The 23,851-nt window shown below is 57.7% G+C and carries 19 protein-coding genes; 10 read left to right on the top strand and 9 right to left on the bottom strand.

Features of this window, described 5'->3' with window-relative positions; genetic code table 11:
* Positions 1-5 precede the first annotated feature (5 nt).
* Positions 6-1,433 (bottom strand): amidophosphoribosyltransferase, encoded by a 1,428-nt coding sequence (locus HMPREF1023_RS04390; RefSeq protein ID WP_009304965.1) that lies wholly within the window; start codon positions 1,431-1,433, stop codon positions 6-8.
* A gap of 148 nt (positions 1,434-1,581) precedes the next feature.
* Entirely contained in the window at positions 1,582-2,916 is a 1,335-nt protein-coding gene (locus HMPREF1023_RS04385; protein ID WP_009304963.1) for a Na+/H+ antiporter NhaC family protein, read from the bottom strand.
* 131 nt (positions 2,917-3,047) lie between these two features.
* Between HMPREF1023_RS04385 and HMPREF1023_RS04380 the strand changes: the two genes are divergently transcribed.
* Positions 3,048-4,055 (top strand): asparaginase, encoded by a 1,008-nt coding sequence (locus HMPREF1023_RS04380; protein ID WP_009304960.1) that lies wholly within the window; start codon positions 3,048-3,050, stop codon positions 4,053-4,055.
* Here HMPREF1023_RS04380 and thpR read toward each other — a convergent pair.
* The 4 genes from thpR to HMPREF1023_RS04360 form a co-directional block, all read right to left on the bottom strand.
* Positions 4,052-4,600 (bottom strand): RNA 2',3'-cyclic phosphodiesterase, encoded by a 549-nt coding sequence (gene thpR / locus HMPREF1023_RS04375; protein ID WP_009304958.1) that lies wholly within the window; start codon positions 4,598-4,600, stop codon positions 4,052-4,054. The two genes, HMPREF1023_RS04380 and thpR, sit on opposite strands and share 4 nt — an antisense overlap.
* Positions 4,601-4,854: 254 nt before the next feature.
* Entirely contained in the window at positions 4,855-5,274 is a 420-nt protein-coding gene (locus HMPREF1023_RS04370) for a peptide deformylase (protein WP_009304956.1), read from the bottom strand.
* 114 nt (positions 5,275-5,388) lie between these two features.
* Entirely contained in the window at positions 5,389-5,811 is a 423-nt protein-coding gene (locus HMPREF1023_RS04365; RefSeq protein WP_009304954.1) for a hypothetical protein, read from the bottom strand.
* 64 nt (positions 5,812-5,875) lie between these two features.
* The gene (locus HMPREF1023_RS04360) at positions 5,876-6,778 is read right to left on the bottom strand and encodes a restriction endonuclease (protein ID WP_009304952.1); all 903 of its coding nucleotides are present in this window, start codon (positions 6,776-6,778) and stop codon (positions 5,876-5,878) included.
* Positions 6,779-7,460: 682 nt separating this feature from the next.
* Here HMPREF1023_RS04360 and HMPREF1023_RS04355 point away from each other — a divergent pair.
* Both HMPREF1023_RS04355 and HMPREF1023_RS15155 read left to right on the top strand, forming a co-directional pair.
* The gene (locus tag HMPREF1023_RS04355) at positions 7,461-10,094 is read left to right on the top strand and encodes a DEAD/DEAH box helicase family protein (protein WP_229062535.1); all 2,634 of its coding nucleotides are present in this window, start codon (positions 7,461-7,463) and stop codon (positions 10,092-10,094) included.
* A 236-nt stretch (positions 10,095-10,330) separates the two neighbouring features.
* Positions 10,331-11,239 (top strand): DNA cytosine methyltransferase, encoded by a 909-nt coding sequence (locus HMPREF1023_RS15155; RefSeq protein ID WP_226844138.1) that lies wholly within the window; start codon positions 10,331-10,333, stop codon positions 11,237-11,239.
* Here HMPREF1023_RS15155 and HMPREF1023_RS04350 read toward each other — a convergent pair.
* On the bottom strand, positions 11,178-12,293 hold the full coding sequence (locus HMPREF1023_RS04350) for a HindVP family restriction endonuclease (RefSeq protein WP_009304945.1): 1,116 nt from the start codon (positions 12,291-12,293) through the stop codon (positions 11,178-11,180). The genes HMPREF1023_RS15155 and HMPREF1023_RS04350 overlap by 62 nt on opposite strands.
* Positions 12,294-12,686: 393 nt before the next feature.
* On the opposite strand from HMPREF1023_RS04350, the gene HMPREF1023_RS15020 reads away from it, so the two are divergent.
* Positions 12,687-13,532: a hypothetical protein gene (locus HMPREF1023_RS15020; protein ID WP_050784805.1), complete on the top strand. Its 846-nt coding sequence runs from the start codon at positions 12,687-12,689 to the stop codon at positions 13,530-13,532.
* Between the two features lie 215 nt (positions 13,533-13,747).
* Here the strand turns inward: HMPREF1023_RS15020 and HMPREF1023_RS04335 are convergent, their stop codons facing one another.
* Both HMPREF1023_RS04335 and HMPREF1023_RS04330 read right to left on the bottom strand, forming a co-directional pair.
* Positions 13,748-15,283: an amidase family protein gene (locus HMPREF1023_RS04335; RefSeq protein WP_009304943.1), complete on the bottom strand. Its 1,536-nt coding sequence runs from the start codon at positions 15,281-15,283 to the stop codon at positions 13,748-13,750.
* A gap of 419 nt (positions 15,284-15,702) precedes the next feature.
* Entirely contained in the window at positions 15,703-16,134 is a 432-nt protein-coding gene (locus HMPREF1023_RS04330; protein WP_009304941.1) for an SWIM zinc finger domain-containing protein, read from the bottom strand.
* A gap of 378 nt (positions 16,135-16,512) precedes the next feature.
* Between HMPREF1023_RS04330 and HMPREF1023_RS15410 the strand changes: the two genes are divergently transcribed.
* From HMPREF1023_RS15410 to HMPREF1023_RS15660, 6 genes are all read left to right on the top strand, one after another.
* Positions 16,513-16,809, top strand: a complete 297-nt coding sequence (locus HMPREF1023_RS15410; RefSeq protein ID WP_009608739.1) for a hypothetical protein — start codon at positions 16,513-16,515, stop codon at positions 16,807-16,809.
* A gap of 441 nt (positions 16,810-17,250) precedes the next feature.
* Positions 17,251-18,381 (top strand): hypothetical protein, encoded by a 1,131-nt coding sequence (locus tag HMPREF1023_RS04320; RefSeq protein WP_009304937.1) that lies wholly within the window; start codon positions 17,251-17,253, stop codon positions 18,379-18,381.
* A 793-nt stretch (positions 18,382-19,174) separates the two neighbouring features.
* A complete protein-coding gene (locus HMPREF1023_RS04315) occupies positions 19,175-19,357 on the top strand; it encodes a hypothetical protein (RefSeq protein WP_009304935.1) in 183 nt (60 codons plus the stop codon).
* Positions 19,354-21,681 (top strand): EcoAI/FtnUII family type I restriction enzme subunit R, encoded by a 2,328-nt coding sequence (gene hsdR / locus HMPREF1023_RS04310; RefSeq protein ID WP_009304934.1) that lies wholly within the window; start codon positions 19,354-19,356, stop codon positions 21,679-21,681. The genes HMPREF1023_RS04315 and hsdR overlap by 4 nt, the downstream gene beginning before the upstream one ends.
* Before the next feature lie 13 nt (positions 21,682-21,694).
* Positions 21,695-23,182 carry a class I SAM-dependent DNA methyltransferase gene (locus HMPREF1023_RS04305; RefSeq protein WP_009304932.1) on the top strand — a complete coding sequence of 496 codons (1,488 nt, stop codon included), beginning with the start codon at positions 21,695-21,697 and terminating at the stop codon, positions 23,180-23,182.
* Positions 23,172-23,851: hypothetical protein (locus HMPREF1023_RS15660; protein WP_198006009.1), on the top strand; the 680-nt coding region annotated here is incomplete at its 3' end. The genes HMPREF1023_RS04305 and HMPREF1023_RS15660, both read left to right, overlap by 11 nt.

Below are 23,851 nucleotides of genomic sequence, written 5' to 3'. Positions count from 1 at the left end.
CGGGGTTATTCCTTGCCGGTCCAGCAGTACGTGCACACCTTCTCGGGATCGATGCCGATGGCTTCCAGCATGCCGTCGAGCGACTGGTAGCCTAGCGAATCGAAGCCCATCTGCTCGCAGATGGATTTCAACATGCACTTGCCGCGCTCGGTGGAGCCGTCGGCGTACTCGTCGAGGTGCTGCACGCCCTCCTCGCCTTCCAGCTGGTCCACCATGCGGCGTGCGAGCAGCTCCATGTCGGAACGGCTGCTGGAGAAGCTCAGGTACTTGCAGCTGAACATGATGGGCGGGCAGGCCGAGCGCATATGCACTTCTTCTGCGCCGCACTTGTACAGGAAGTCCACCGTCTCGTTCAGCTGCGTGCCGCGCACGATGGAATCGTCCACGAACAGCAGCTTCTTCTCGTTGATGAGCTCGGGGATGTGTATTTGCTTCATCTTCGCCACGCGGTTGCGCACTTCCTGGTTGCTCGGCATGAACGAGCGCGCCCACGTGGGCGTGTACTTGATGAACGGGCGGGCGAAGGGGGTTTTGCATTCGGTGGCGTAACCGATTGCGTGCGGCACGCCCGAGTCGGGCACGCCGGCCACGTAGTCGAGCTCGGGCGCGCCGCCCGCCGCGGCCTCGTCGCGCGCCATGATGGCGCCGTTGCGATAGCGCATGACCTCGACGTTCACGCCTTCGTAATTCGAGTTCGGATAGCCGTAGTACACCCACAAAAACGCGCAGATCTTCATCTTGTCGCCGGCGGGGGAGATGGTGCGGTACTCGTCGGGGTTCACCAGCACGATCTCGCCGGGGCCCAGCTCGTACTCGTCGCGGTAGCCCAGCTTGTGGTAGGCGAACGATTCGAACGAGATGCAGAAGCCGTCGTCGCTCTTGCCGATGAGCACGGGCAGGCGGCCAACCTTGTCGCGCGCGGCGATGATCTGGCCGTCCTGGGTGATGATGAGCAGCGTGAGCGACCCGTCGATGGATTCCTGTGCGTGCTTGATGCCCGAAACGAAGTCGTCTTTCTGGTTGATGAGCGCGGCGACGAGCTCCGTGGTGTTCACCTTGCCCGAGCTCATGGCCATGAACTGCCGGCCGCCGCTGGCGAAGTTCTTCTCCACCAGCTCCTCGGCGTTGTTGATGGCGCCCACCGTGGTGATGCCGAACGTGCCCAGGTGCGAGCGCACCAGCAGCGGCTGCGGGTCGGTGTCGCTGATGCAGCCGATGCCGCTGCAACCGTGGAAGCCCTGCAGGTCGTCTTCGAAGCGCGTGCGGAACGGCGTGTTCTCGATCGAGTGGATCTCGCGTTGGAAGCATCCTTCCTCCGCATCGTGGAAGATCATGCCTGCGCATTTCGTTCCCAGGTGGGAGTGGTAGTCCACGCCGAAGAACACGTCCAGCACCACGTCGTGATGCGCCGCCGCCCCAAAGAATCCGCCCATTGCTTGCCTTTCGTTGTGCCTGCCGCTAATCCGTGCCAACAAAAATATCAGTATACGGCTACCGCCGGTCCGAAGGAACGCTGAGCGGCCACGATCCGCGTTTTCTGCACGAGTTCGCGCCTCGTGGCGAAGCGTTTTCCCTCTTCGGCTAGCTCTTCTTGTCCGGAACGATGAAGATGAACACGAGCGAGCTGATCAGCAGCAGGAACGGGTAGAACAGAAACGGGATGATCTGGAACGCCGACACCGCGAAGCCAAGCTCCGTGGCGGCCGAGATGGCCACGAGCATCTGGGCGCCGTAGGGCAGGATGCCTTGGAAAACGCACGAGAACGTGTCCAAAAGCGATGCCGTCTTGCGCTTCGAGATGCCGTACGTCTTCGCCATATCGGCGGCGATGGGGTTCGAGATGACGATGGCCACGGTGTTGTTCGCGGTGGCGATGTCCATGGCACCCACCAGCAAGCCCATGCCCAGCTGACCGCCTTTCTTGCTTTTGAACAGGCTTTTGATGCCGTTCAACAGCGCCACGAACCCGCCGTACTCGCGGATGAGCGCGCAGATGGCCGACACCAGCAGCGCCACCATCGTGGTCTCGAACATGCCTGCGGCACCCGAGCCCATGTTGGCCAGCAGGTCGGTGGCGGCAGTGGCACCCGTGGCCACCATGATGATAGAGCCCGACAGAATGCCCAGCAACAGCACAACGAACACGTTCACGCCGATGATGCCGCCAACGAGCACGATGAGGTAGGGGATGAGCTGGATCAGGTCGTACTCGTGAACGACGCTGCCGCCGAGGTCGGCGCCGAACGACAGAGCGAGGATGATGACGAGCGATACGATGGCCGCGGGTAGGGCGATCTTGAAGTTCTCGCGGAACTTGTCCTTCATCTGGCAGCCTTGGCCTTGGCAGGCTGCGATGGTGGTGTCGGAGATGAACGAGAGGTTGTCGCCGAACATGGCGCCGCCCATGACGCTGGCCACGCACAGCGGCAGGCTGAAGCCGGACGCGGACGACACCGCCACGGCGATGGGCGTGATCAGCGTGATGGTACCCACCGACGTGCCCATCGACAGCGACACGAAGCAGCTCACCACGAACAGCACCGCTACGGCGAACTGCACGGGAACGACGGAAAGCAGCAGGTAGGCCACGCTTTCGGCGCTGTCGCGGCCTACGGTGCCCACGAAGATGCCGGCCACCATGAAGATGAGCACCATGGTGACGATGGTCTTGTCTCCCATGCCGCGGCCCATGATGGTAAGCTTGTCATCGAAGGGCAGCTTTCGGTTTTGGAAGCACGCCACCAGAAGCGCGACGAGGAAAATCACCACGACGGGGATGTTGTAGAAGCCCATGGGAATGCCCATGCCGTACTCGAACAAGATGCCCAGTCCCAGATACAGCACCAAAAACACCCCGATCGGAAGCAGCGCCTTGACGTTGCCCTTCTTGACGGTCTCGGTGGTTTTCTCCTCCATATTCGTCCCTTCTTGCCTTCGTCTTCGTTGCGGTGTTCCATCATACCGTAAGGTGCGGGCAATAGAGGGCAAGGCGCGCGTTTCGAGTGCTACACTGTGGCGAGAGCGGTCGAATGGAGGAAAGCGACGGTATGAAGAAGATACTGCTGGTGGCGACGGGCGGCACCATCGCATCGGTCGAGGATGGGCGCGGCTTGGCGCCGGCGCTGGGCGGCGAAGAGCTGGCGCGCTACGTGCCCGAGATCGCGGATGTGTGCGATTTCGACGTGGTGCAGCCGATGAACATCGACAGTACGAACATGCGCCCGGCCGACTGGATGCGCATCCGCGACGAGATCGTGGACGCTTACGACGCCTACGACGGGTTCGTGGTGCTGCACGGCACCGACACGATGGCCTACACGGCCGCCGCGCTGTCCTACCTGGTGCAGGGCAGCCCGAAGCCCATCGTGCTGACCGGTTCGCAGCAGCCCATGGCCAGCCCCTTCACCGACGCGAAGCTCAACCTGTACCAGAGCCTGCTGTTCGCGGCCGACGATCGCTCGTGCGACGTGTCGGTGGTGTTCGGCGGCGCGGTGATAGCCGGCACGCGGGCGCGCAAGCAGCGTACGATGAGCTTTGACGCGTTCACCAGCGTGAACTTTCCTGAGATCGCGCTGGTGCGCGGCGAGCGCATCGTGAGGGCGGGGTCGCCTGCGACGTGCGCGGGCGTCGGGGGAGCGCCGCGCGTGTACGATAGCCTCAACGAGCGCGTGTTCGTGCTCAAGCTGACGCCCGAGATGAATCCGAGCATCTTCGACCTGCTCAAGCGCGATTACGACGCTGTCATCCTGGAGACGTTCGGCATCGGGGGCATCCCCGACTACGGCGACTATCGCCGCGCCATCTTCGGATGGGTGGATTCGGGGCGCACGCTGGTCGTGACCACGCAGGTGCCCGAAGAGGGCTGCGACCTGGGCGTGTACGAGGTCGGGCGCGCTTATGCGGGACATCGCGGCATCCTCAAGGGCGGCGACATGACCACCGAGGCGCTTGTGGCGAAGACCATGTGGGCGCTCGGACAGACGAGCGACCCCGACGAGATCCGCGACCTGTTCTACCGCACGGTGAACCACGACCGGCTGGCGGAAGAGGGCTAGGAACGCTCGGCTGCGATGGTTCCGAGGCGCACTGTGTGCAGCGGCTTGTAAGCGGCGCCCGCGCGGTCGAGCGTGCTCTTGTAAAGGGTGACGTCGTACGCCTCGTCGTCTTGGGGAAACGCCAGGTGCGGCAGGCCGACGTGCGGGATGCGAGCGCGGCGCGCGAGGGTGAGGTGCGCTTTGAAGGGCTTGGCATCGAAGGGCACGTCGCGGGCACGCAGCTCGTCGCGCAGACGCGCCGCCAGTTGCTCGAGCTCGGGTGCGGCGGCGATGCCCAGCCACAACGTCGCGTCGGTTGCGCGGCCGAACTTCCCCAGGCCGTCGCTGCGCAGCGGGACGGGGGACGCGCCGGCGCAGGCGGCTTCCAGCGCGTCGGTCGCGGCAGCGAGCTGCGCTTCGTCGACGTCGCCGAGGAAGGCGAGCGTGAGGTGGTAGGTGTCGCGCTTCAGGAAGCGCCCCTCCATCGACGCGCTCAGCCGGCGGGCGAGCGCGGCCGCGTCGTCAGCGAAGTCGGGCGGCAGGTCGAGCGCGATGAACGTCCTCATGGGGAGCTCCTTATTCCATGTCGAGCGGCATCTTGCGCGCGGGCGCGGGAAAGCGGCGATCGAGCAGCGCGAGATCGTCGCTTCTATACTGCGTGCATAACGCGGACCGTTATCCCCGCTTCGAGCCCTGTCGGCTGATACCGCCTTTGTGGCCCGATGCCTTGTTCGGACCCAAGCCGCCGCGCAGGGCGCGGTTGAGCTTGGGCGCGGGCGGCAAGGGGCGAGCAGCGGCATTCGGCTTCTTGCCCATGAGGCTAGACCAGCTTGCCCTTGCAGTGGTCGATGCCGTGCTGGATGATCTGCGCCGTCCAGCCGTTGAAATCCTTCTTGCGCGGCTTGAGCTCGCCGTCGACCAGTTCGCTGTAGCCCACCTTGATGCGGTCGAAGCGCGTGACTTTGGAGTCGGCTTCAAGCGAGAGGCAGCCTTCGACGGCCTTGAACGCGCCGAGCGCCTGCAGCAGGCGCGGGTTGTACATGACGTGCGGCTGATCGTCGTCGTCCAGGTACGCGATGATGCAGGTCGTAGCGCCGATCTGGTTCGCCGCCAAGCAAGCGGCGCCGTCCATCGACGTCAGCGTTTCCACAAGGTCGTCCGCCACCTGCGCGTCGTCGGTCGTGGCAGGGGTGCATACCTGCGAGAGGATGGCCTCGTCCTTTACCAGTTCTTTGATCATGATGCTCCGTTCAAGGATGGTTCGTCATTCGATGCTTGTCCGAGGATTTTATCATGAAGGAGGGGACGGGTTACCGCTGCCGTCGTTTTTGCGCTTGAGCTCGCCTGCGATGTGCTATACCTTGCCGGCGGCAGCATGGCCGAGCTTGGGAGCCGTCGTGCGTATGTGGCCGGTGGCTGTCTTTGCTCCGGTTTGCGCTCCCGAAGCGACGGCTTTCGCTGCTTGGGCGACCTCGGGCGCGACCTCTTTGGCCTTCGCGACAGCTTTGAGGATGTAAGGATTGGCCGCTGGTGTGACTATTGGAGCCACCTTCGCTGCTTTCTTCACCGTGGGCATGACGCGGGTCGCCGCGCGTTTGATGCCAGCAGGCAAGGTCGCGAAACGCAGCGCCTTCTCGGCGATGTCGACGGCCTTGCTGAAGGTTTCGGCCTGCTCAACTGCGGGCTTGTCGGAGCTGCTCGTGTCCTGCGAAGGCGCGTTCGCATCGTCTTGATCTTCGGTTTGGAAGTTAGTGGCATCAGGTCCGATTATTTTCAATGGTCATCCTTTGTGCTGTGAAACTAAGCAGGTTCGAGATCGTTTGTGATGCTCTGAATCGAGGTTAGGCCTGCTCGAAATAATCTATGTCCAAGCGTTTAACCTGAAAGCTTCTTTCGATGGTAACGCCTAAATCGTACTTGATCATTAGCTCAGATAGTTTCTGTCCATCGATGAGTACAATCGTTGCGTGGGGGTACCTGCTTGCGAAGTCCACTGCGCTTGAGTTAAAGCTTGACGTGGTGATAAATACGCCTCGTGCCACATTGCCAAGCGCGCCGGCGAATGCCTGCAATTCGGGTCTGCCGACTCTGTGGTCCTTGGCGTATCGCTTTGCTTGTGTATAAATGGGATCAAAACCGAGCGCGTCGGTTGTGATGATTCCGTCGATCCCGCTATCGCTGACGTACTGAGTTGCTCTCCCTTGTCCGTAACCCATCTTCACAAGCAGGTCGACAATGAGGTCTTCGAAAAACCTCGGGTCTTTATCCAGGATCGTGTCAAGAAGCTCATCTGCGAGCGAAGAGTTTATTTCTTCAATACTGTCTTCTATCATCTCTTGAGGGGATTTGATTTCCTCTTCGTCCTGGCGCTCGTCGATCTTGGACTCTACTCTGTTTTTGGTAGTGTTCCGGGGATTCCTTTGTTTGATGAGTCCGCAGGTTTTTCTATATACCTCGAGGTCGCTGGGTTTTTCTGCAAGGAACGCCAGGCCTTCAGCGCTTATCCGATAAATGCCTCTTGAAATACGGTTGACCAAGCCTGCGCGGTACAAATGGGATACACTCCAGTCGGTCCTGCTTTTGTAAGTGGGAACGCCGCTCGGCGTCGATTGTTCCATTTCTTCTTGGGTCAACCCGACTTCGCGCGCTACATCGTTCTGCACGTCTCGCCACCCTCGATCAATATCGTCGCCCATGACTCTCAAGACGACCCCGAACATTTCCGATTGAGTGGGAACAGCCACGATTGTCCTCCTCTGACATTTTGCTTCGCCATTAGGTTTGGCGTACCTTTGAAAAGACTAATTCGCTTAGAGTCCATAAGCAAGCAGATTGAGAATGCTGCGAAGCTAATCGTGCACATCTTGGGAGAGAATGGACTTTGCTTGCGCGAAAGGGGCTTGATTGCGTGCTGCCTAAGACGAGCTAGTCAGCCGAAGTCCGAAGCGACTATGGAGCAATTGCAGATCGGATGCATCTCATAGTATGCTACAAAAGTCGTTCTTCGAGATGGGAGCCCGTATGGGTGATGATTCGTCGCAGATTGTACGCGCGTTGATCAGCAACGTGGAGTACCGTTTCGTCGAGAAATTGTCTTCGGCGACGGACGGCAGCGAGGTTGTACTATGCGAGGCGCCCGACGGTGAAAGGAGATACGCGACTTGCGAGGCGTGGGAGGCCGGGTACGCGCGGTTCGAGGCGCGTCAATCGGCGGACGATGGCATCGTGACCTCGGCGAGCTCGAGCGCCGAGAAGCTTGCGCTGTTCAACCTGTTGTTCGTCATGCGCGGCGATGTGTATGCGAAGAGCTACTTTAACAAGAAAACGGGGCGTGTCGGTTATACGCCTGCGTGCGCTCACGAGTGGGATCGCGGTGTGTGCGGAAAGCCCCGAGTCAAGTGCGCAGATTGTCCGCATCGCGAGTTCTTGCCGCTTGACGGTGGGGTTCTCAGGGCGCATTTCCGCGGCACAGGGCGGGAGGGCGTCGGAATCGTTGCTGGCTATCCCCTCATCGACGACGACAAGACGCACGTGCTCGCGGTCGACTTCGACAAGGACGACTGGTGGCAGTCGGTCGGCGCGTTTCGAAGGGTATGCGAACGGGAGGGCGTGCCGGTCGCCATCGAGCGCTCGCGGTCAGGCAGCGGCGCGCATGCGTGGATGTTCTTCAGCGAGCCAGTAGCTGCGTCGGACTCCCGCAAGCTCGGATGCGCCCTGCTGACATGCGCGATGCGGATCGATCCGAACGTGCGGTTTGAATCGTACGACCGCCTGTTTCCTAGCCAGGACTCCACGCCGACCGGCGGCTTCGGCAACGCGATTGCCCTGCCGTTCCAGGGAGATGCGCGGCGTGATGGCAACTCGCTTTTCGTCGATGCGTCGTTCCGGCCCTATGCGGACCAGTGGAGGTTCCTCTCGTCGGTCGAGCGTATGACGCAGGCCGACCTCGTTCGATTACTACGGCGGTTCGGTAAGCGCATCCTCGGCGATCTGGAAGACGCAGACGCCTCGTCTGCGAGCGAGCTGCTCGATGCGGAGACACCGGCGTGCAAGGGCGGTGGAGGAGGCGCAGTTCTGCCATGGGCTTCGAAGGCTCGCGCGAAGCTGGGACCAGGGGACATGCCCGCGCTGGTGCGCATCGTGCGTTCGAACTTGCTGTTCGTGTCGAAAGAGGGCTTGTCGGCTGCGGCGATCGACCGGATCAGGCGTGTGGCCGCATTCGGAAACCCTGACTTCTACCGCGCGCAGGCCATGCGCCAGTCGGTGTACGGCAAGGAGCGGGTACTGCACTTCGACGAGGATGCTGGCGACTGGATCGGGCTGCCGCGAGGATGCGAGAACTCGGTGGCGGAGCTGCTCGCAACGTGCGGTGCGCAACCGATGTTCGAAGAGGCGCGTTGCGAGGGAAAGCCGATCAAGGTCGAATTTAAGGGTGCGCTGCGGCCCAAGCAAGTGCCCGCAGTCGAGGCACTCGCGGCATGTGACATCGGCGTGCTGGTTGCTCCGCCGGCGTTCGGCAAGACGGTGGTCGCCGCCAACCTGATCGCATGCCGCAAGGTGAGCACGCTCATTCTTGTAGAGAAGGTGACACTGCTCGAACAATGGAGGGATCGTCTCGAGCAATTTCTCGGCATTGACGAGGATCTGCCGGAATTGCTGACGCCGACCGGCCGCAAAAGCAGGAAGAAGCGTTCCATTATCGGTCAAGTTGGCGGAGGGAAACGCCTGCCGAGCGGCGTTGTCGACATCGCGCTTGTTCCGGCCCTGTTCGAGAAGGGCGACCTTCCGGGTGAGAAACGCGTGGCTAGCCTCGTGCAGACGTATGGAATGGTGATCTGCGACGAATGCCACCACGTGTCGGCCTTCAGCTTCGAGAAGGTCATGCGAGCGGTGAAGGCCCGTTACGTGCATGGGCTTACGGGAACGCCTAAGCGCTCCGACGGACTGCAGGCCATCGTGTTCATGCAATGCGGGACGATTCGCTACCGAGTGGGAAAGGGAGTGGTTGGCGAGGAGGAGCCGCTTGCGCGCGTTATGGTGCCGCGTTTCACGAAGACCCGCCTCGACGATGTCGACCAGAAGAACTTCAACCAGCTGATGAACGGGCTTTGCGCCGACGAGTCGCGCAACAGCCTGATCGTGCGGGACGTTGCACGCGTGCTTGACGGGGGAGGGACGGCGCTCGTCTTGACGCGGCGCGTTGAGCATGCGACGACATTGGAGAAGTTGCTCGCCGCGCAGGGCTATGAGACGATGCTGCTAGTGGGATCGGATCCGCAGAGAATCAAGCGCGAGAAGCTGCGCATGCTCGGACAGTTCGCTTCCGGGAAGCCGTTCGCTATCGTGGCGACGGGAAGCTATGCGGGCGAAGGGTTCGACGACGATCGTCTGGACGCGCTGTTTCTGGCCGGGCCGGTGTCATGGAGCGGGCTCGTAGCGCAGTACGTGGGGCGCCTCCACCGACGTCGCGAGGGGAAGGACGAGGTGGTCGTGTACGACTACGTCGACATGAATGTGCGGATGCTCGACGGCATGTATCGTAAACGCCTGAAGGAGTACGCTGCGCAAGGCTACGAACTGCGTCCGGCAGTCGATGAGGGCGACGTGCGCGGCGAGTTCGTGACCCCGGAGGCGTATCTGGAGCGTTTCGAATCGGATGTGGCGAAGGCGGCGAAAACGCTGGTGGTGGCTAGCTCGGAAGTCCACAAGCGCCGCGCAGAGTCGTTGGCGCCTTGCTTGGAGGCGGCAGTGGCGCGCGGGGTGGATGCGCAGGCGACTTTGCCCGACCCCGAAGGTGCAAAGCCGAAGAAGGCGCAGGCGATCGCGGATGTCGCCGCGCTGCTCAAGCAAGCTGGAGTCCGAGTATCGTTCCGCGAAGCCTGCCCCAATCTCGTAATCGCCGATAGCGCCACAGTCTGGTATGGCGGTATAGCCCCCTTCGCCTATCCGCGACCCGACGAACAGGTGCTGCGCTTCATCAGCGGCGAAGTGGCGAGGGAGTTGGAGAGGCTGGGAAGAGGGCGGGCTGTAGACGATGGGGATGCTGAGTCTGTCGGATGAAAACGTGTCGATACCCGAAATTGAGCATTCATGAGCGAAATCCAAGGACGGTCGCTCAGTCTGATTGCAGTGCCGAGACTGCGCCTGCGGTCAAGCTGAATCAACCACATCAACCGCCGTATCAAGCTTTTGTGTGTTCCCTCGGCTGTTTATGAATAAAGCGAAAGCATAGGGCATCACATGAGTATAATATATTCTTTATACTATTCGTTGCTTACATGAGGGGAGACTTGGCAGTGCAGACTATTGATCTATTCTGCGGTTGCGGTGGTCTGACTGCTGGTTTTCGTGCTGCCGGATTCGAGAATCTTGTGGGATTTGACAACTGGCAAGCAGCGCTTGACACGTACAGTGCTAACAATCCTGATCAGGGAGAAATGCTGGATCTCGGCGATTTGAGCGCTTCGCTTGAGAGGCTTGCCGAGTACAAAGGCATTGACGGCGTGATCGGCGGACCTCCCTGCCAGGATTTTTCGTCTGCGGGCAAGCGTACTGAGGGTGATCGTGCCGATCTGACTGAGAAATACGCCGCAATAGTGAAAGAGCTTGAACCGACTTTCTTTTTAATGGAAAACGTTCCTCGTGCAGACAAATCTCGTGCTTATGAAAAAGCGATAAAAGTTCTGGAAAAAGCAGGTTACGGTATCAGCAAGCGCGTCATAGACGCTTCTCGTGTCGGTGTTCCTCAATCGAGGAAGCGGCTTATCACGATTGGGTGGAAAAACGCTAACAAGCAGGATGAAATAGGCGAACTCTTGGATGCTGGATTGTCTGACCATAGGACGACCATGCGTGATTACTTCGGGGATGCGTTAGGCACGGAATATATTTACAGGCATCCTCGCTCTTATGCTCGTCGTGCGATTTTCAGTATCGACGAACCTTGTCCGACGGTGCGTGGGGTAAATCGCCCGATTGCGCCCGGCTATCCTGGACACCATGGCGATAAGGCCGACGCTTCCAAGGCTCGTCCGCTTACAACGGAGGAGCGCGCTCGCGTTCAAACTTTTGAAAACTGGACGTGGCCGAAAAGCAAAACTGACGCGGAGCAGATTATCGGCAATGCTGTTCCCGTCCTGCTCGCTAATTATGTGGCTCGCCAAATTGCAGCATACCAAGCAGCTCTTCCATCGAGCGATGAATAAGGACGGCGTCCAGTCTGCGTTCGGGCTTGAGAAGCGCTGCGCCTTCGGGTAGCAGTATTTCATTAGTTTCATTGACGGAAATGCGCGGATGGATGAAATGCTTTGACTTGATGAAAGGCCGAATACCGCCAGAAGTGAATGATCCCGCCTTGTCCGTTTGACCGCCGAACGTCACAAGCGAATGCGTACGCTCGAAAGTGACGCGTCCTTGCGCAGAATAATCGAACATCGACTTGATGAACCATATCAAGGCTCGTGCTGGTCGACCTATGGACGAAGTGCTTGTCGCGATTTCTCGCTTCATTGCAGAAGTGAAGAGCTGAAGGAACGCGGCGTTGGAAAAAAAGAAGACATCGTAGCATTCGTTATCAAGCACCGGCTCTTGTCCCTGCGTTCTCCATTCTCCGATGAGAACGAGAGGCTTTTGCTTGGGTATGCAGCGCCTGATCAGCTCGTTTGACGCTGCAAGAACATTGCTCCGGTGCCTCTTCATGAAGTCTTCGTTCGACCATTCGTAATCGATGGGGCTGCCTAATTCAGCAACAATAACTTCACCGACTTCTTGTCTGCGCAAGGGGCCAAACGATGCGGCAAACGAAAAACAGAGCTGCTCGATAGACGGTGGGCGAACAACCAGCTCGCAGCATTGTTCGTCTCGAGGCATTCTTGCGGTGCCGGAGGTCGGCACCGCAACGAGTTTCACCTCGAAGGCGGACACTTCGTCACCTGTTATGCGGTTTTTAACTACTATATCAGAGCGATTTGCTTCGTTTACGGCGTATTGGCTGTATTGCTCGAAGCTGTCTTCGAAGTGGTATTCCGCATCGTACGGATCGCATCCTATTATATCCTTGAGCGGTGTTAGCTTGTGTTTTGTTGTCGGTGCATCGCCCTCGCCGAGGTCGGCTACGATGTAGTTCATCGGCAGATTCTTCTCGCACGCAAGGTAGTTTGCCAACGCGATGGGGAAAGCCGTTGTAAACGTGTTTTTCCCGAAGGCATCTCCGCTTTCGAAATCTTTGTTTGAATGGGTCAAGCCATAGAGATAGGTCATCGATGCCGCCTAAATCGAGTTGAAACTACATTCGAATATTATACGGGTTTGGTTCTGGATGTTGTAAAGAATGATACGTCGTCTGCGTGCTTTATGCGGTGAGGGTCCGTGGACCCCGTGCAAGAACCCTGGAGCTTGGTTATGGCGGCATCGTTGAGTCTCAGCGAATGGCGGCAGGGCGATCGCGGGGATTCGTTCGTGTGCCTTTTTAGCGAGATTTTCGAGAGGCTCGTGTTTCGGACGTTTACGCGTTTACTCGATGTCTCACGTCCGTTCCGTGGAGTACGCGGCATCGTCTGTATTGATATGATTGCAGTATCGACATAATCGTCGTTTGAAGTTGGACTCGGGCGTGGGCGTGACGCTGCAGTGGTTGGCTGGGAGATGGTAGAAATGGGTCTCGATGCATTTGTTGCGTGCAATTGTCTTAGGGATGGAAAACTTTCGAACCCTCTTGAGCCTTTTACGATGGACGATGTCTACCGGGATGCGGAAGGACTACTCTCATCTCGGATGCTTGATTGTTTCTTAGTGCAGCTTGGTTTCGAGGAGTACATGAGGTGCTATGGTGCTCTCGATCGCCGCTTTTCTGACTGGTTGGATAAACCGTGCGAGCATGAAGGCAGAGAGTATCTTAGCGAGTGCGTATCTAATTGGTCGGGAATTGGCCAATTTCGATCTATCGTCGCAAGCCTTGGTGGAGAGGTCGCGTACCCGATCTTGAGCCATCTTTTGCCGGGCGGCGATGGTGGCAGTTTTCCGGCGGAGTTGGCAGCTGAAGCAATAGAGGAGATTGACGAACTTGTTGAATTTGCGAAGCATCTTGTTTTCAACTCTTTGGTTTGCGAGGGGTTTGAGGAGCCTATATGGTCTTGCGCCGATAGGTTCACGGGGCCCTTTATGATGGCTCCTTATTTGGAAGTTGGCATGGATGGCGATCGAGTCTATTTTGCGACGGAGGATCGCAGGGTGACAAGTCGTCGTTTCAGGCAAGAGCCCATCGGTCCCGCAGAATGTAATGGGTCCCAGGAAATGGAAATAACCGTTTGCGAAACCGGGGAGCGTCTTCGCATCTTCGACTCGATCGGGCCAAGCGGAGAGCCGAAGACCGTACGCGAGTTCTGGATCGAACCCAGGGAGGCACCTTTTATGTATGAAGGTCGCTATCTCACGGCAGAACGAATCGGGTCTTTGCTGGCTGCGTCGTTGGAGACGGGAAATCCCGTACAATGGTGTTGAATGCGGCATCCTGTCGATGCGGTTGATTGTGAGTGTGCTTAGCTTTTCCTGAGATTCCCACTTTGCAAGATCAGTCGATGGGAGGCGTCGAGCGTTTCATCAAGATTCTATTTCCCTTGGGCTACTACCAAGGTTGAAGGCGGAGGCGGACCGCTGTCTATTCTCCAAGAGGGGCCGTTGGCAGCGGCTCCGGTGCTCGTCAATCAAGGGCGGTTCTAATTCAGGTAGTTCTCGGGGATAGCCCGTGCGGCGGTTTTCTTCTCGAAGCTGTAGGCGATGTTGAGCAGCTTCTCATCCTCCTTTCGCCCTGCGACGAAGGTGGCCCCTCTTGGGGCGCCTTCGTCCGAGACGCCGGCGGGCACCGTCAGCTCGGGGTATCCCGCCGTGGCTGGCACGAGTACGCCTTCGTTGTCGTAGAACACGAGGGCGTCGAGCTTCTCGTCGCGAAGCAGGTCATCGATCCTGCTTTGCGCGGTTTTGACCATCGCCTCGACCTTCGCTTTGTCGAATTCGGTCACTTCGTTCGCGTCTTCAAGGAGGTCCTGGCCATATTTCGCCCGCCTGCTCGGGTCTTTCTGGTTGAAGGCGATCAGATCGGAAAGGCTTTTCACCGGCGCTTGGTAGGTTTGCAGATAGCGGTCGAGATCGTTTTTGAAGTCCTGGTTGATGATGTACTCGTTGTCTATTCCGTCTTCCGAAAGCTCGACTGGCACCGCTTGCGCGCCGCAGGCCTCGATTTTGCGGGCGAGGGCTTGCTGCGGATCGTCGCCGACAATGCCGATGCGCTTTCCCCTGAGGAAGCCGGCATCGAGCTGTTCGCTCACGGCCTTCGATGCATCCGATACGGATGCGTTGTAGAGAACGGCTGCGTCCTTGACGCTTTTCGCCATGGTTCCCACGGTGTCCATGGTGGAGGACAGGGGCATCACGCCTGCGGTGGAAATGGCATCTTTCGTGGGCTTGAAGCCGACTATCGAATGGATCGCCGCCGGCGCGATGATGGAGCCTGTGGTTTCCGTCCCGATTGCTGCTGCGGAGAAGTTGGCGGCAACGGCCGCGCCGCTTCCGGAGCTGGATCCTTCCGGCGAAAGGTTGAGGGGATCGAAGGGATTGTGGGTTTGGCCGGCCTTGGAGCTGTAGCCGCTCGGCATCTTCGTGTCCATGAAGTTTGCGAGTTCGGACAGGTTCGATTTGCCCAATATGATGGCACCGCCGTTCGTCAGGGCCGTTACTGCGTCAGCGTCGTCTTTTGGCGTGAAGTCCTTGAGCGCGTAGGTGCCGCCGCTGGTGGGCATGGTGTTCGTGTTGACGTTGTCTTTGACGAGGACGGGGATTCCCCTCATGCCCGCCGGAGTTGCGGAGCTCGCGTCGAGGGCGCGGGCTTCCTCTATCGCCTTCGGATTGATCGCCGCTACTGCGTTGATGCCCTTTTCACCGGCATCGTATGTTTTGATGCGATCCAGGTAGAACGCCGTCAGTTCTTCGTAGGTCAAGTCGTCCCTGGAGATCGCCGCGTGCAGGTCCTCGATGGACTTCTCCATGATCAGGTCTTTTTTCGCACGGACTTTTTCGAGGTCTATCCCGGCAAGCTGCGAGTCGATGAGCGCAACCTGTTGGTCTTTGTCGTAGGAGATGCGCTCTTCCTGTTCGGGCGCGAGCGATCTTGGAAGCGCGAACGCCGCTATGGCAACGCCGACCAGGGCGATCAATATGATCGATGCGGGCAGTATGATTTTCAGGCGGGTTTTCATCGCCGTCTCCTCGCTTCGGTTGGGGATGTGGTGTCTGTCTCTGCGTTCTTGGTTGTGTCGTGGTGCTGCGGGGTTTCGCCCGGGAGGTGGGTTCGTCCAATGGCATTATGTTGCTGCGGCCTTTTATACCATGTCAAACGAGATTTCAGGTGTTTTTAAGGTTGGGAGGGAGTCGGCGAGCGCAGGAGTGCTTGCTGGCCGATGCTCGGTGCGTGGTGTGCGCATCGATTGCGCTATCTTGAGTTTTGCAGGAGACGATTGGCTGGAAGGGAGGGATGGAAAAGCAGGGATGCCTCGGGGTTTTTCTTGCACTGCTTTTTGCCTCTATCGTCATTGGGGCGAAGGTTCTGACGTGTCTAATCAAGACGCCTGGGTCTTGAGCCTGCTTTCGAGGGCGTGTTTGCGCATATGTTGCGCTATCAATACCGGTTGTTCCTCTCTTCAAGCTCAAGGAGCGCGTTGTAGAGCTGCTTTTGCAGCTCGTCTTTTTTCAGGCTTTTGACGTAGCGTTCGATCTCTTTGTAATGCTCTTGCTGCCGGCGCTCTTCTTCCTTTTTCGATTCCTCGACTTCGCGCAGGAAGGCGTCGGCTTCGCTGGGAAACGCGGTGAAGCACAATGCGACCATGTGCTTGCAGACAACTCGCCTGTCTTTTGCGAAAGGGCAATCGCAATGAGAGCGCTTGGGATGCTCGATGTCGATGACGGTATGGTAGGGGTCTTCCGCCGATCCTTGTATGCGGCTCTCGAAGATGTTTTCGGCCAGCTGCTCATACGCCTCGACTTTTCCTTCCTTGAAGTAGTCGTAGCCTCGCCATATGGAAGCTCCGCTTGCTGAAGACCAGAAGCTCATGAAAGGCCTCGTTTCTGTCGTTGTCGCAGGTTAATTGAGATTGAGTGTACGTTCGAATGGGGGGGGGATGCAACCGGCTGGCAGCGAGGCGAACAGGAGTCGTGCAGCCGCCCTGCTAAGCGAGGTACTGCAAACGCGACGTCAATGAGAACGTAATCAACCAAGGGTTATTCTACCTCGTTGGCTTATCGATCACCGCGCGGACTTCAAGCTGCTTGTAATTGAAAAACTTGGCAGGCGGGCTGCCGACGCTATAGATTGGAGTTCGCCCGTCGTATACTGCATCGCAAACGCATTCGGCAGGTACGATTTGCACGCGATAAAGCAGATGAATCGCAATATTCGTTTGATTCGTTACGCAAATGGCGGTGACGTAGTGTGTTCGAGTATCTGAATTCGCCGTCTACTGTTGCGCCGGTTTCTTTTGCGACCTGTGGAGGCTTCGCGAAGTCGAGATCGGGCGACAAGACCTTTGCTCAGCAGTATGCCGGAACGACGGACGAATTGCGCGAGATCGTCGATGAGGTGCGTCGTTACATGGTGGAGCAAGGCGACAACGTATCCGAAAACGAGCTCAAGCTGTACTTGGCTATCAAGAATGTCTGCAATCGTTTGCGTCGAGGTGAACAGGACGCGCGTGATTCTGCATATACATTTGGATCCAGATACTGTTAAGCTGGGCGACATCGTTATTGACGCTCGCGAAAAGGGCCGCTGGGGTACGGGCGATCTGGAGTGCAGCATTCGTATCATGGAAGAGTTGGATAGCGTCAAGCCGCTGCTCGATAGGGCGTACTTGGAGAATTAGGGGGGATTGGCGGGGGCGTGGGCGGTTGAAGAGCCGTTGGGAGCTGGTCGAGGATCGTTCGACTCGGCGTGGCAAGGGAACCATTCGCGAGCGACGGCGTATTAACCGCTGATCAGCCTGCTTCGCGCAGCGCGTTGCGGATCACATTGGGTCGAATGGCATCATGGAGCTTGGCGAGCTTGACGAGGTATCGTTCGGCAGGCGGTTCTCGTTTGTCGAGTTGTTTGGTGAAGCAGCAGATGCAGCTGGTGATGGCTATCAAGCGAGTCAAAGAAGACACAATTATCTCGGTATCATAGGAGGTGTTGATGGCAGAAGAGAGGGATGTTGTCGATATTGACGATGCGGCCGATAAGTCCGAGGCCGAAAGCAGTATAAAATGGACGTATCACTGCGATTCGGAAAACTCTACGGACTTGGGCGAGTCATATAAGAGCTTTGCGCCCGCCATGTCTAGCCTTGCACAGGTAGCGGACAAGCTCCAAGGAATCTTTCAGTCTTCTTTTCCTGCGCTGGAGTCTTTGAAGACTATTAGTCAGCGTATGCAGAATTTGATTCCTGGCTGGCAAGAGATGCAGGAAAGGCTTGCAAATTCAGTTTATCCAATTGTTGTTTTTGAGAAGGCTTGTAAGTGCTACAAGGTAACGGATTGGCCCTTGGCTCTCGTTCTTTCCGGTGCAGAAGAGGAAGAAGTGGCAAACTTATATGATATGGGTATGTCTGACGATGAGTTGCGGGTTGCATTGACTGAATGGTCCTTATCTGTGTTCGATAGGGAAAGAGTTGAGTCTATTGGGGGCAAATGGGAAGAATATAGTTTCATCAGTTTGGAAGCGCGCAAACTGTTGGATCTGGCTTTGAGTCGTCATCTTGACGGGGACTATATAGCCTCAACGCTGATCAGCATCACTCAGCTCGAAGGATTGCTGTCTTCGAGTGTCGATAGCTTTAACGCCTTTGCGTATTTGGATAATGAGGTGTATTTCTGCGTCGCCAAGCGTGCAGGTCTCAATCGGGAAAAAGTGTCGCGCAACGTTAAAGACCATGCTATTGCTATGGCTTCTATTGCAGATAAAGGCTTCATGCGAATCGATTCAGCTATAGACTATTTGGTGAACATTACTTTGACGAACGCCGAGTCTTTTGACGAACTTGCCGTAGATAATCCGCTGAGAAATAAGATCTGTCATGGTTGCCAGATGAATTACGGCACGAAAGTCCATTCTTTGAAGTCGATTCTTGCTGTGGATACCGCCCTTAAGCTTGGGGCGATGGCAAGAGCGTCGGTCTCAGAAAAGAACGAAACGGAGGTGTTTGGCGAATGGTGTCCCCTTACGATGAAGTCTGATATGGAAGCTGATACCATGAAGCAGTGCATGGGAATTCGCGATGTTTTGCTATCTGGTGGGTGTGTTGCGGCTTGCTCGATGACACTTTAGTTTAGGTTGGTATGATGAGCTGAACGTACTGGTGGGGGGTACGCCGTATCGTTTACTCGCACGCAATGGCGAAGCTCATATAGATGGAGTGTTGCGAGACGGCTTCCACGTACGGTAGTGATTTGTGTTTCTGTCAGATGCGCTGCCGGAGGCTTGCCGATGAGGCAAGGGCAATGGACGGCATCATGGTACGCGTTGAACATCCGATTCTGTGCAAAGTAGCGACGTTGTTGGTAGTAAAACGTCTCTAGCGCAAATCTTCCTTTTATCCGCAGAGTCCCCGTTGTGGGACATGCAAAGGGGACTGCAAGGGCTATCATTCGTGTATCGTCCGAAGATTGATTGGAGGCATCGACGCGGGATGAATAGGCATGCTCGGATTGCAGCATGGACGACCGCAGGAGCAATAATGGATTCCGGCCGGATTCGCGCCAGGAATCCGAGAAAGCGGCGCCGCCTTCTCGAGCTCTTCTACGCCCAAGGATTCTCCTTGGGAATCCCTTTTCGACTTCCGGGCCAGCCGGACTTGCCGCGGGTTTCGGCCCTCTTCGAGTGCTGATGCAGGATAAGGGTTCCGCCTACGGCGGCGGCGCTGACAGGCAAGCCTGCCACGGGTTTCGGCAGATGGGAGCCCTGATGGTTGGCGAATCGAACCGTTTACTCCGTCTTTGCGAAGGCGCAAAACCAACTACGGTTCGCCATAACGTCAGGTAGACGGCAGCATATGGTAAACTTATATAACAATGATGCCAGACCATGCGGCACCTCAGGCTGGACGTTCAAAGGAATGACGATGGACGAGACCGAGCTCAAGCAGACGCTCCTCAACGGCAAGAAGACCGAGCGGATCATCTTCGCCGTCACCCCCGACCTCAAGCAGGCGGTAATGGCCATGGCCAAGCAGGATTGCGTGTCGGCAAGCGCCTTCATCGCATCGATCCTTGCGGAAGAGGCGGTCAGGAGGGAAATGCGGTGAACGAGTCGGACGTGCGTTTGAAGCTCATCGATCCCGTGCTGAAAAAGAGTTGGGACGCCGATAATCAGATTTTCACCGAATACTATTTCACCGACGGCGAAATCATCGTTCGAAAGAACCTCCATATCAGGAAGAAACCGAAGAAGGCCGACTATCTGCTTATGTACAGGCGCGAGATGCCCATCGCCATAGTCGAGGCGAAGGATTCGAACCACACGGTGGAGGCCGGCCTGCAGCAGGCGATGGACTACGCCATCGCGCTCGACGTCCCCTTTGCCTACAGCTCCAACGGCAAGGGATTCGCAGAGCACGACTTCACCACAGGTAAGGTTCGTCGCCTTGGGATGGACCAGTTCCCGACCCCGGACGAGCTCTGGAAGCGCTATCGTGAATCGAAGGGGCTTTCGACGGAGAAGGCCGAGGGCATCGTTTCGTCGCCCTTTTATTACGAGCGCGGCGGCAACTCGCCCCGCTACTATCAGCGCAACGCGGTCAACCGAACGGTCGAAGCGATCGCCAAGGGCCAGGACAGGCTCCTTCTCGTCATGGCCACCGGCACGGGTAAGACGTACACCGCCTTTCAGATAGTCCATCGCCTGCGCGAGGCGGGCTTGGCTCGAAAGGTGCTCTACCTTGCCGACAGGAACATCCTCGTCGACCAAACCATCGACGGCGACTTCAAGCCGCTGCGCAAGGTGATCACGAAGGTTGAGCATCGCAAGCTCGACCCGGCCTACGAGATCTACTTCGCCCTCTATCAGCAACTCGTCGGCACCGACGGCGAAGAGATCTTCAGGGAGTTCAGCCCCGAGTTCTTCGACCTCATCATCGTCGACGAGTGCCATCGCGGCAGTGCTGCCGACGATTCGGCATGGCGCAAGATTCTCGAATACTTCAGCTCCGCCGTCCAAATCGGCATGACAGCCACGCCGAAGGAAACAAAAGACGTATCGAACATCGACTACTTTGGAGAGCCGGTGTACACCTATTCGCTGAAACAGGGAATCGAGGATGGATTTCTCGCCCCATACCAGGTCGTGCGCGTGAAGCCGAGCGTCGACGTCTACGGCTGGCGTCCGGAAGCCGGAACCGTCGACGACAACGGCGAGCTCATCGACGATCGCGTGTACGAGAAGCAGGACTTCGACCGCGACCTGGTGATAAAGGAGCGAACCGACGTTGTCGCCAAGAAGATAACCCAGTTCCTCAAGGAGACCGATAGGTATTCCAAGACCATAGTCTTCTGCGTTGATATCGACCACGCCGAGCGCATGAGGCAGGCGCTGGTCAACGAGAACAGCGACATTGTAAAAGAGCACCCGACCTACATCATGCGCATCACCGGCGATTCGAAGGAGGGCAAGTCGAAGCTCGACGAGTTCATCGACCCCGACGAGAAGTACCCTACTATCGTCACGACGTCGAAGCTCCTCACCACGGGTGTGAACTGCAAGACCTGCAAGCTCGTCGTGCTCGACAACGTGTACGGCGAGCAGGGCATGACCGAGTTCAAACAGATCGTCGGCCGAGGCACGCGCATATGCGAACCGTATGGAAAGCTGTACTTCACCATCCTGGACTTCCGCGACGCCTCCCGAATGTTTGCCGACCCCGCGTTCGACGGCGAACCGGTTCAGATCTTCGAGCCGGCCCCTGATGGCCCCATGGTTCCCGACGAGGATGAGCCCGACAGCCCGCCCGACATCACCCCCACGCCTGATACGGACGATTGGCCGGATGGCGCCGATGACCAGAGCGGCCATATCAAGTACTACGTTCACGGCGTTCCCGTCGAGGTTGTTTCCGAGCGGGTCGAGTACTATTCTGTCTCGGGCGATCTGGTGACCGAAAGCCTGAAGGACTACACCCGCAAGAACATCCGGGGCGAATACGACACTCTCGACCATTTCCTCGTTGTGTGGAACGCTGAGGACCGCAAGCAGGTCATCATCGACGAGCTCAAAGAGCGCGGTGTGTTCCTCGACGAGATCAGGAAGGAATCGGGGCAAGACCAGATGAGCGATTTCGACCTCATCTGCCACATCGCCTACGACCAGAAGCCCCTCACGCGAAGCGAGCGCGCAAACAATGTGAAGAAGAAGGGCTACCTGTACGAGTACACCGGCGTGGCGCGCGATGTGCTCGAAACCCTGCTGGACAAGTACGCTACATCGAACCTCGTCGACCTGGACGACACGAGAGTCCTCGACCTCGAAGAGTTCCGCCAGTTCGGAAGCCCCATGAAGATATGCAAGGCATTCGGCGGCAAGAAGCAATTCATCTACGCGGTGCAAACTCTTGAGAATGCGCTCTATTCGGCATAGAAAGGCTTGAAGCATGGCACTGGGATCCTTGGTGAAAACCCTTCAGAACATCATGCGCAACGACGCGGGCATCAACGGCGATGCTCAGCGTATCGAGCAGATGACATGGCTGTTCTTCTTGAAGATCTACGATGCGAAGGAAGAGGAGTGGGAGTTCCACGACGATTCGTACGAATCCATAATCCCCGACCGGCTTCGCTGGCACAGCTGGGCGCCGGACGCCAAAGACGGAAGCGCTCTCACTGGAGACGAGCTGCTCGACTTCGTCAACAACGACCTGTTCAAAACCCTCGCCGGCCTTGAGCTCGACCAGAACGCCCCTTTGCGCCAAGTTGTCGTGCAGGCGGCCTTCACCGACGCCAACAACTACATGAAGGACGGCATCCTGCTCCGCCAAGTGGTCAACGCCATCGACGAGTCGGTTGATTTCACTGAGTACAAGGAGCGCCACGCCTTCGGCGAGATCTACGAGATCATCCTCAAGGACCTGCAGTCAGCCGGCAACGCGGGCGAGTTCTACACGCCGCGCGCCGTAACCGACTTCATGGCAGAGATGCTCGCACCGAAGCTGGGAGAATCCGTCGCCGATTTCGCATGTGGCACGGGCGGGTTCCTCACGAGCGCCCTGAAGCTGCTGGCGAAGCAGGTGAACACACCTTCCGACCAGGAGCTCTATTCGAAGTCGATCTACGGCATCGAGAAGAAGCAGCTGCCGTACCTGCTCTGCATCACCAACATGCTGCTTCACGATATTGATAACCCGCAGGTATTCCACGACAACTCGCTTGAACACGACGTGCGCGACTACCGCCACAAAGAGGGCGGCCAGTTCGACGTGGTGCTCATGAACCCGCCCTACGGCGGCTCCGAGAAGGCCTCGATACAGAACAACTTCCCGACCGCGCTGCGCAGCTCTGAGACGGCCGACCTTTTCCTAGCGTTGATTCTCTACCGCCTCAAGAAAAACGGCCGTGTTGCGGTCATCATCCCCGACGGATTCCTTTTCGGCCAGGATGCCGCGAAGGTCGAGATCAAACGCCGACTGCTGAAAGACATGAACCTTCATACAGTCGTCCGTATGCCGCAGAGCGTCTTCGCCCCCTATACACCCATCACCACCAACATCCTGTTCTTTGACAACACGGGCAAATCGGAAGGCGTTTGGTTCTACCGCATGGGCATGCCTGAGGGGTACAAGCACTTCTCGAAGACCAAGCCCATCAAATCCGAACACTTCAATGAGGTTCGCGAATGGTGGAATGATCGCAAGGAGATCGAGGAGGACGGCAGCCCCAAGGCTAAGTTCTATTCCGTGGAGGAACTGAACTCCGACCATAACTTCGACCTTTGCGGTTATCCGCATGAGGAAGAGGAGATTTTGCCTCCTGACGAGTTGATTCGCGACTACCGCCAGCGTCGCGCTGCACTTGATGCGGAGATTGACCGCAAGTTGGCACAGATCTGCGATATTCTGGGAATTGAGGACGTCGATGAAGGCTAAAGACCTTAAGAACTCGATCCTGCAGATGGCGGTGCAGGGCAAGCTCGTGCCGCAGGATCCTTCAGATGAGCCTGCTTCCGTGCTTCTGGAGCGAATCCGCACAGAGCGGGCGCAACTCATCAAGGAGAAGAAGATCAAGGCTCCCAAGGGCGGCGAGTCAATGATCTACCTCGGTTCCGATGGGTCCCGCTATGAGAAGCGCAGCAAGGGCGAGCCCGTCTGCATCGACGACGAGATCCCGTTCGATATCCCTGAAGGCTGGGAGTGGGCAAGGCTGGAGGGCATTACCACCTACATACAGCGCGGCAAATCGCCAAAGTACTCACTCGAAAAAAAATATCCCGTTGTCGCTCAGAAATGCAATCAATGGTCAGGGTTCTCGCTGGAGAGGGCGAAGTTCGTCGACCCGAACAGCGTTGCATCGTATGCCGAGGAGAGGCTGCTCGTTGACGGCGACCTGCTCTGGAACTCGACGGGGCTGGGCACCCTTGGCCGCATGGCCGTCTACGATTCGAACCAAAACCCTTACGGGTGGGCGGTTGCCGACAGCCACGTTACGGTCATCAGGACCGTGCCCGACTGGTTGCGCTACGAATATGCGTTCCTCTACTTTGCGGGCCCGTCGGTCCAATCCGTTATCGAGGATCAGGCGAGCGGTTCAACGAAGCA

The organism is Eggerthella sp. 1_3_56FAA (assembly GCF_000185625.1).
Classification (GTDB): domain Bacteria; phylum Actinomycetota; class Coriobacteriia; order Coriobacteriales; family Eggerthellaceae; genus Eggerthella; species Eggerthella lenta.
The sequence above is the reverse complement of the archived record's forward strand: the minus strand, read 5'-3'. Positions and strand labels throughout refer to the sequence as shown.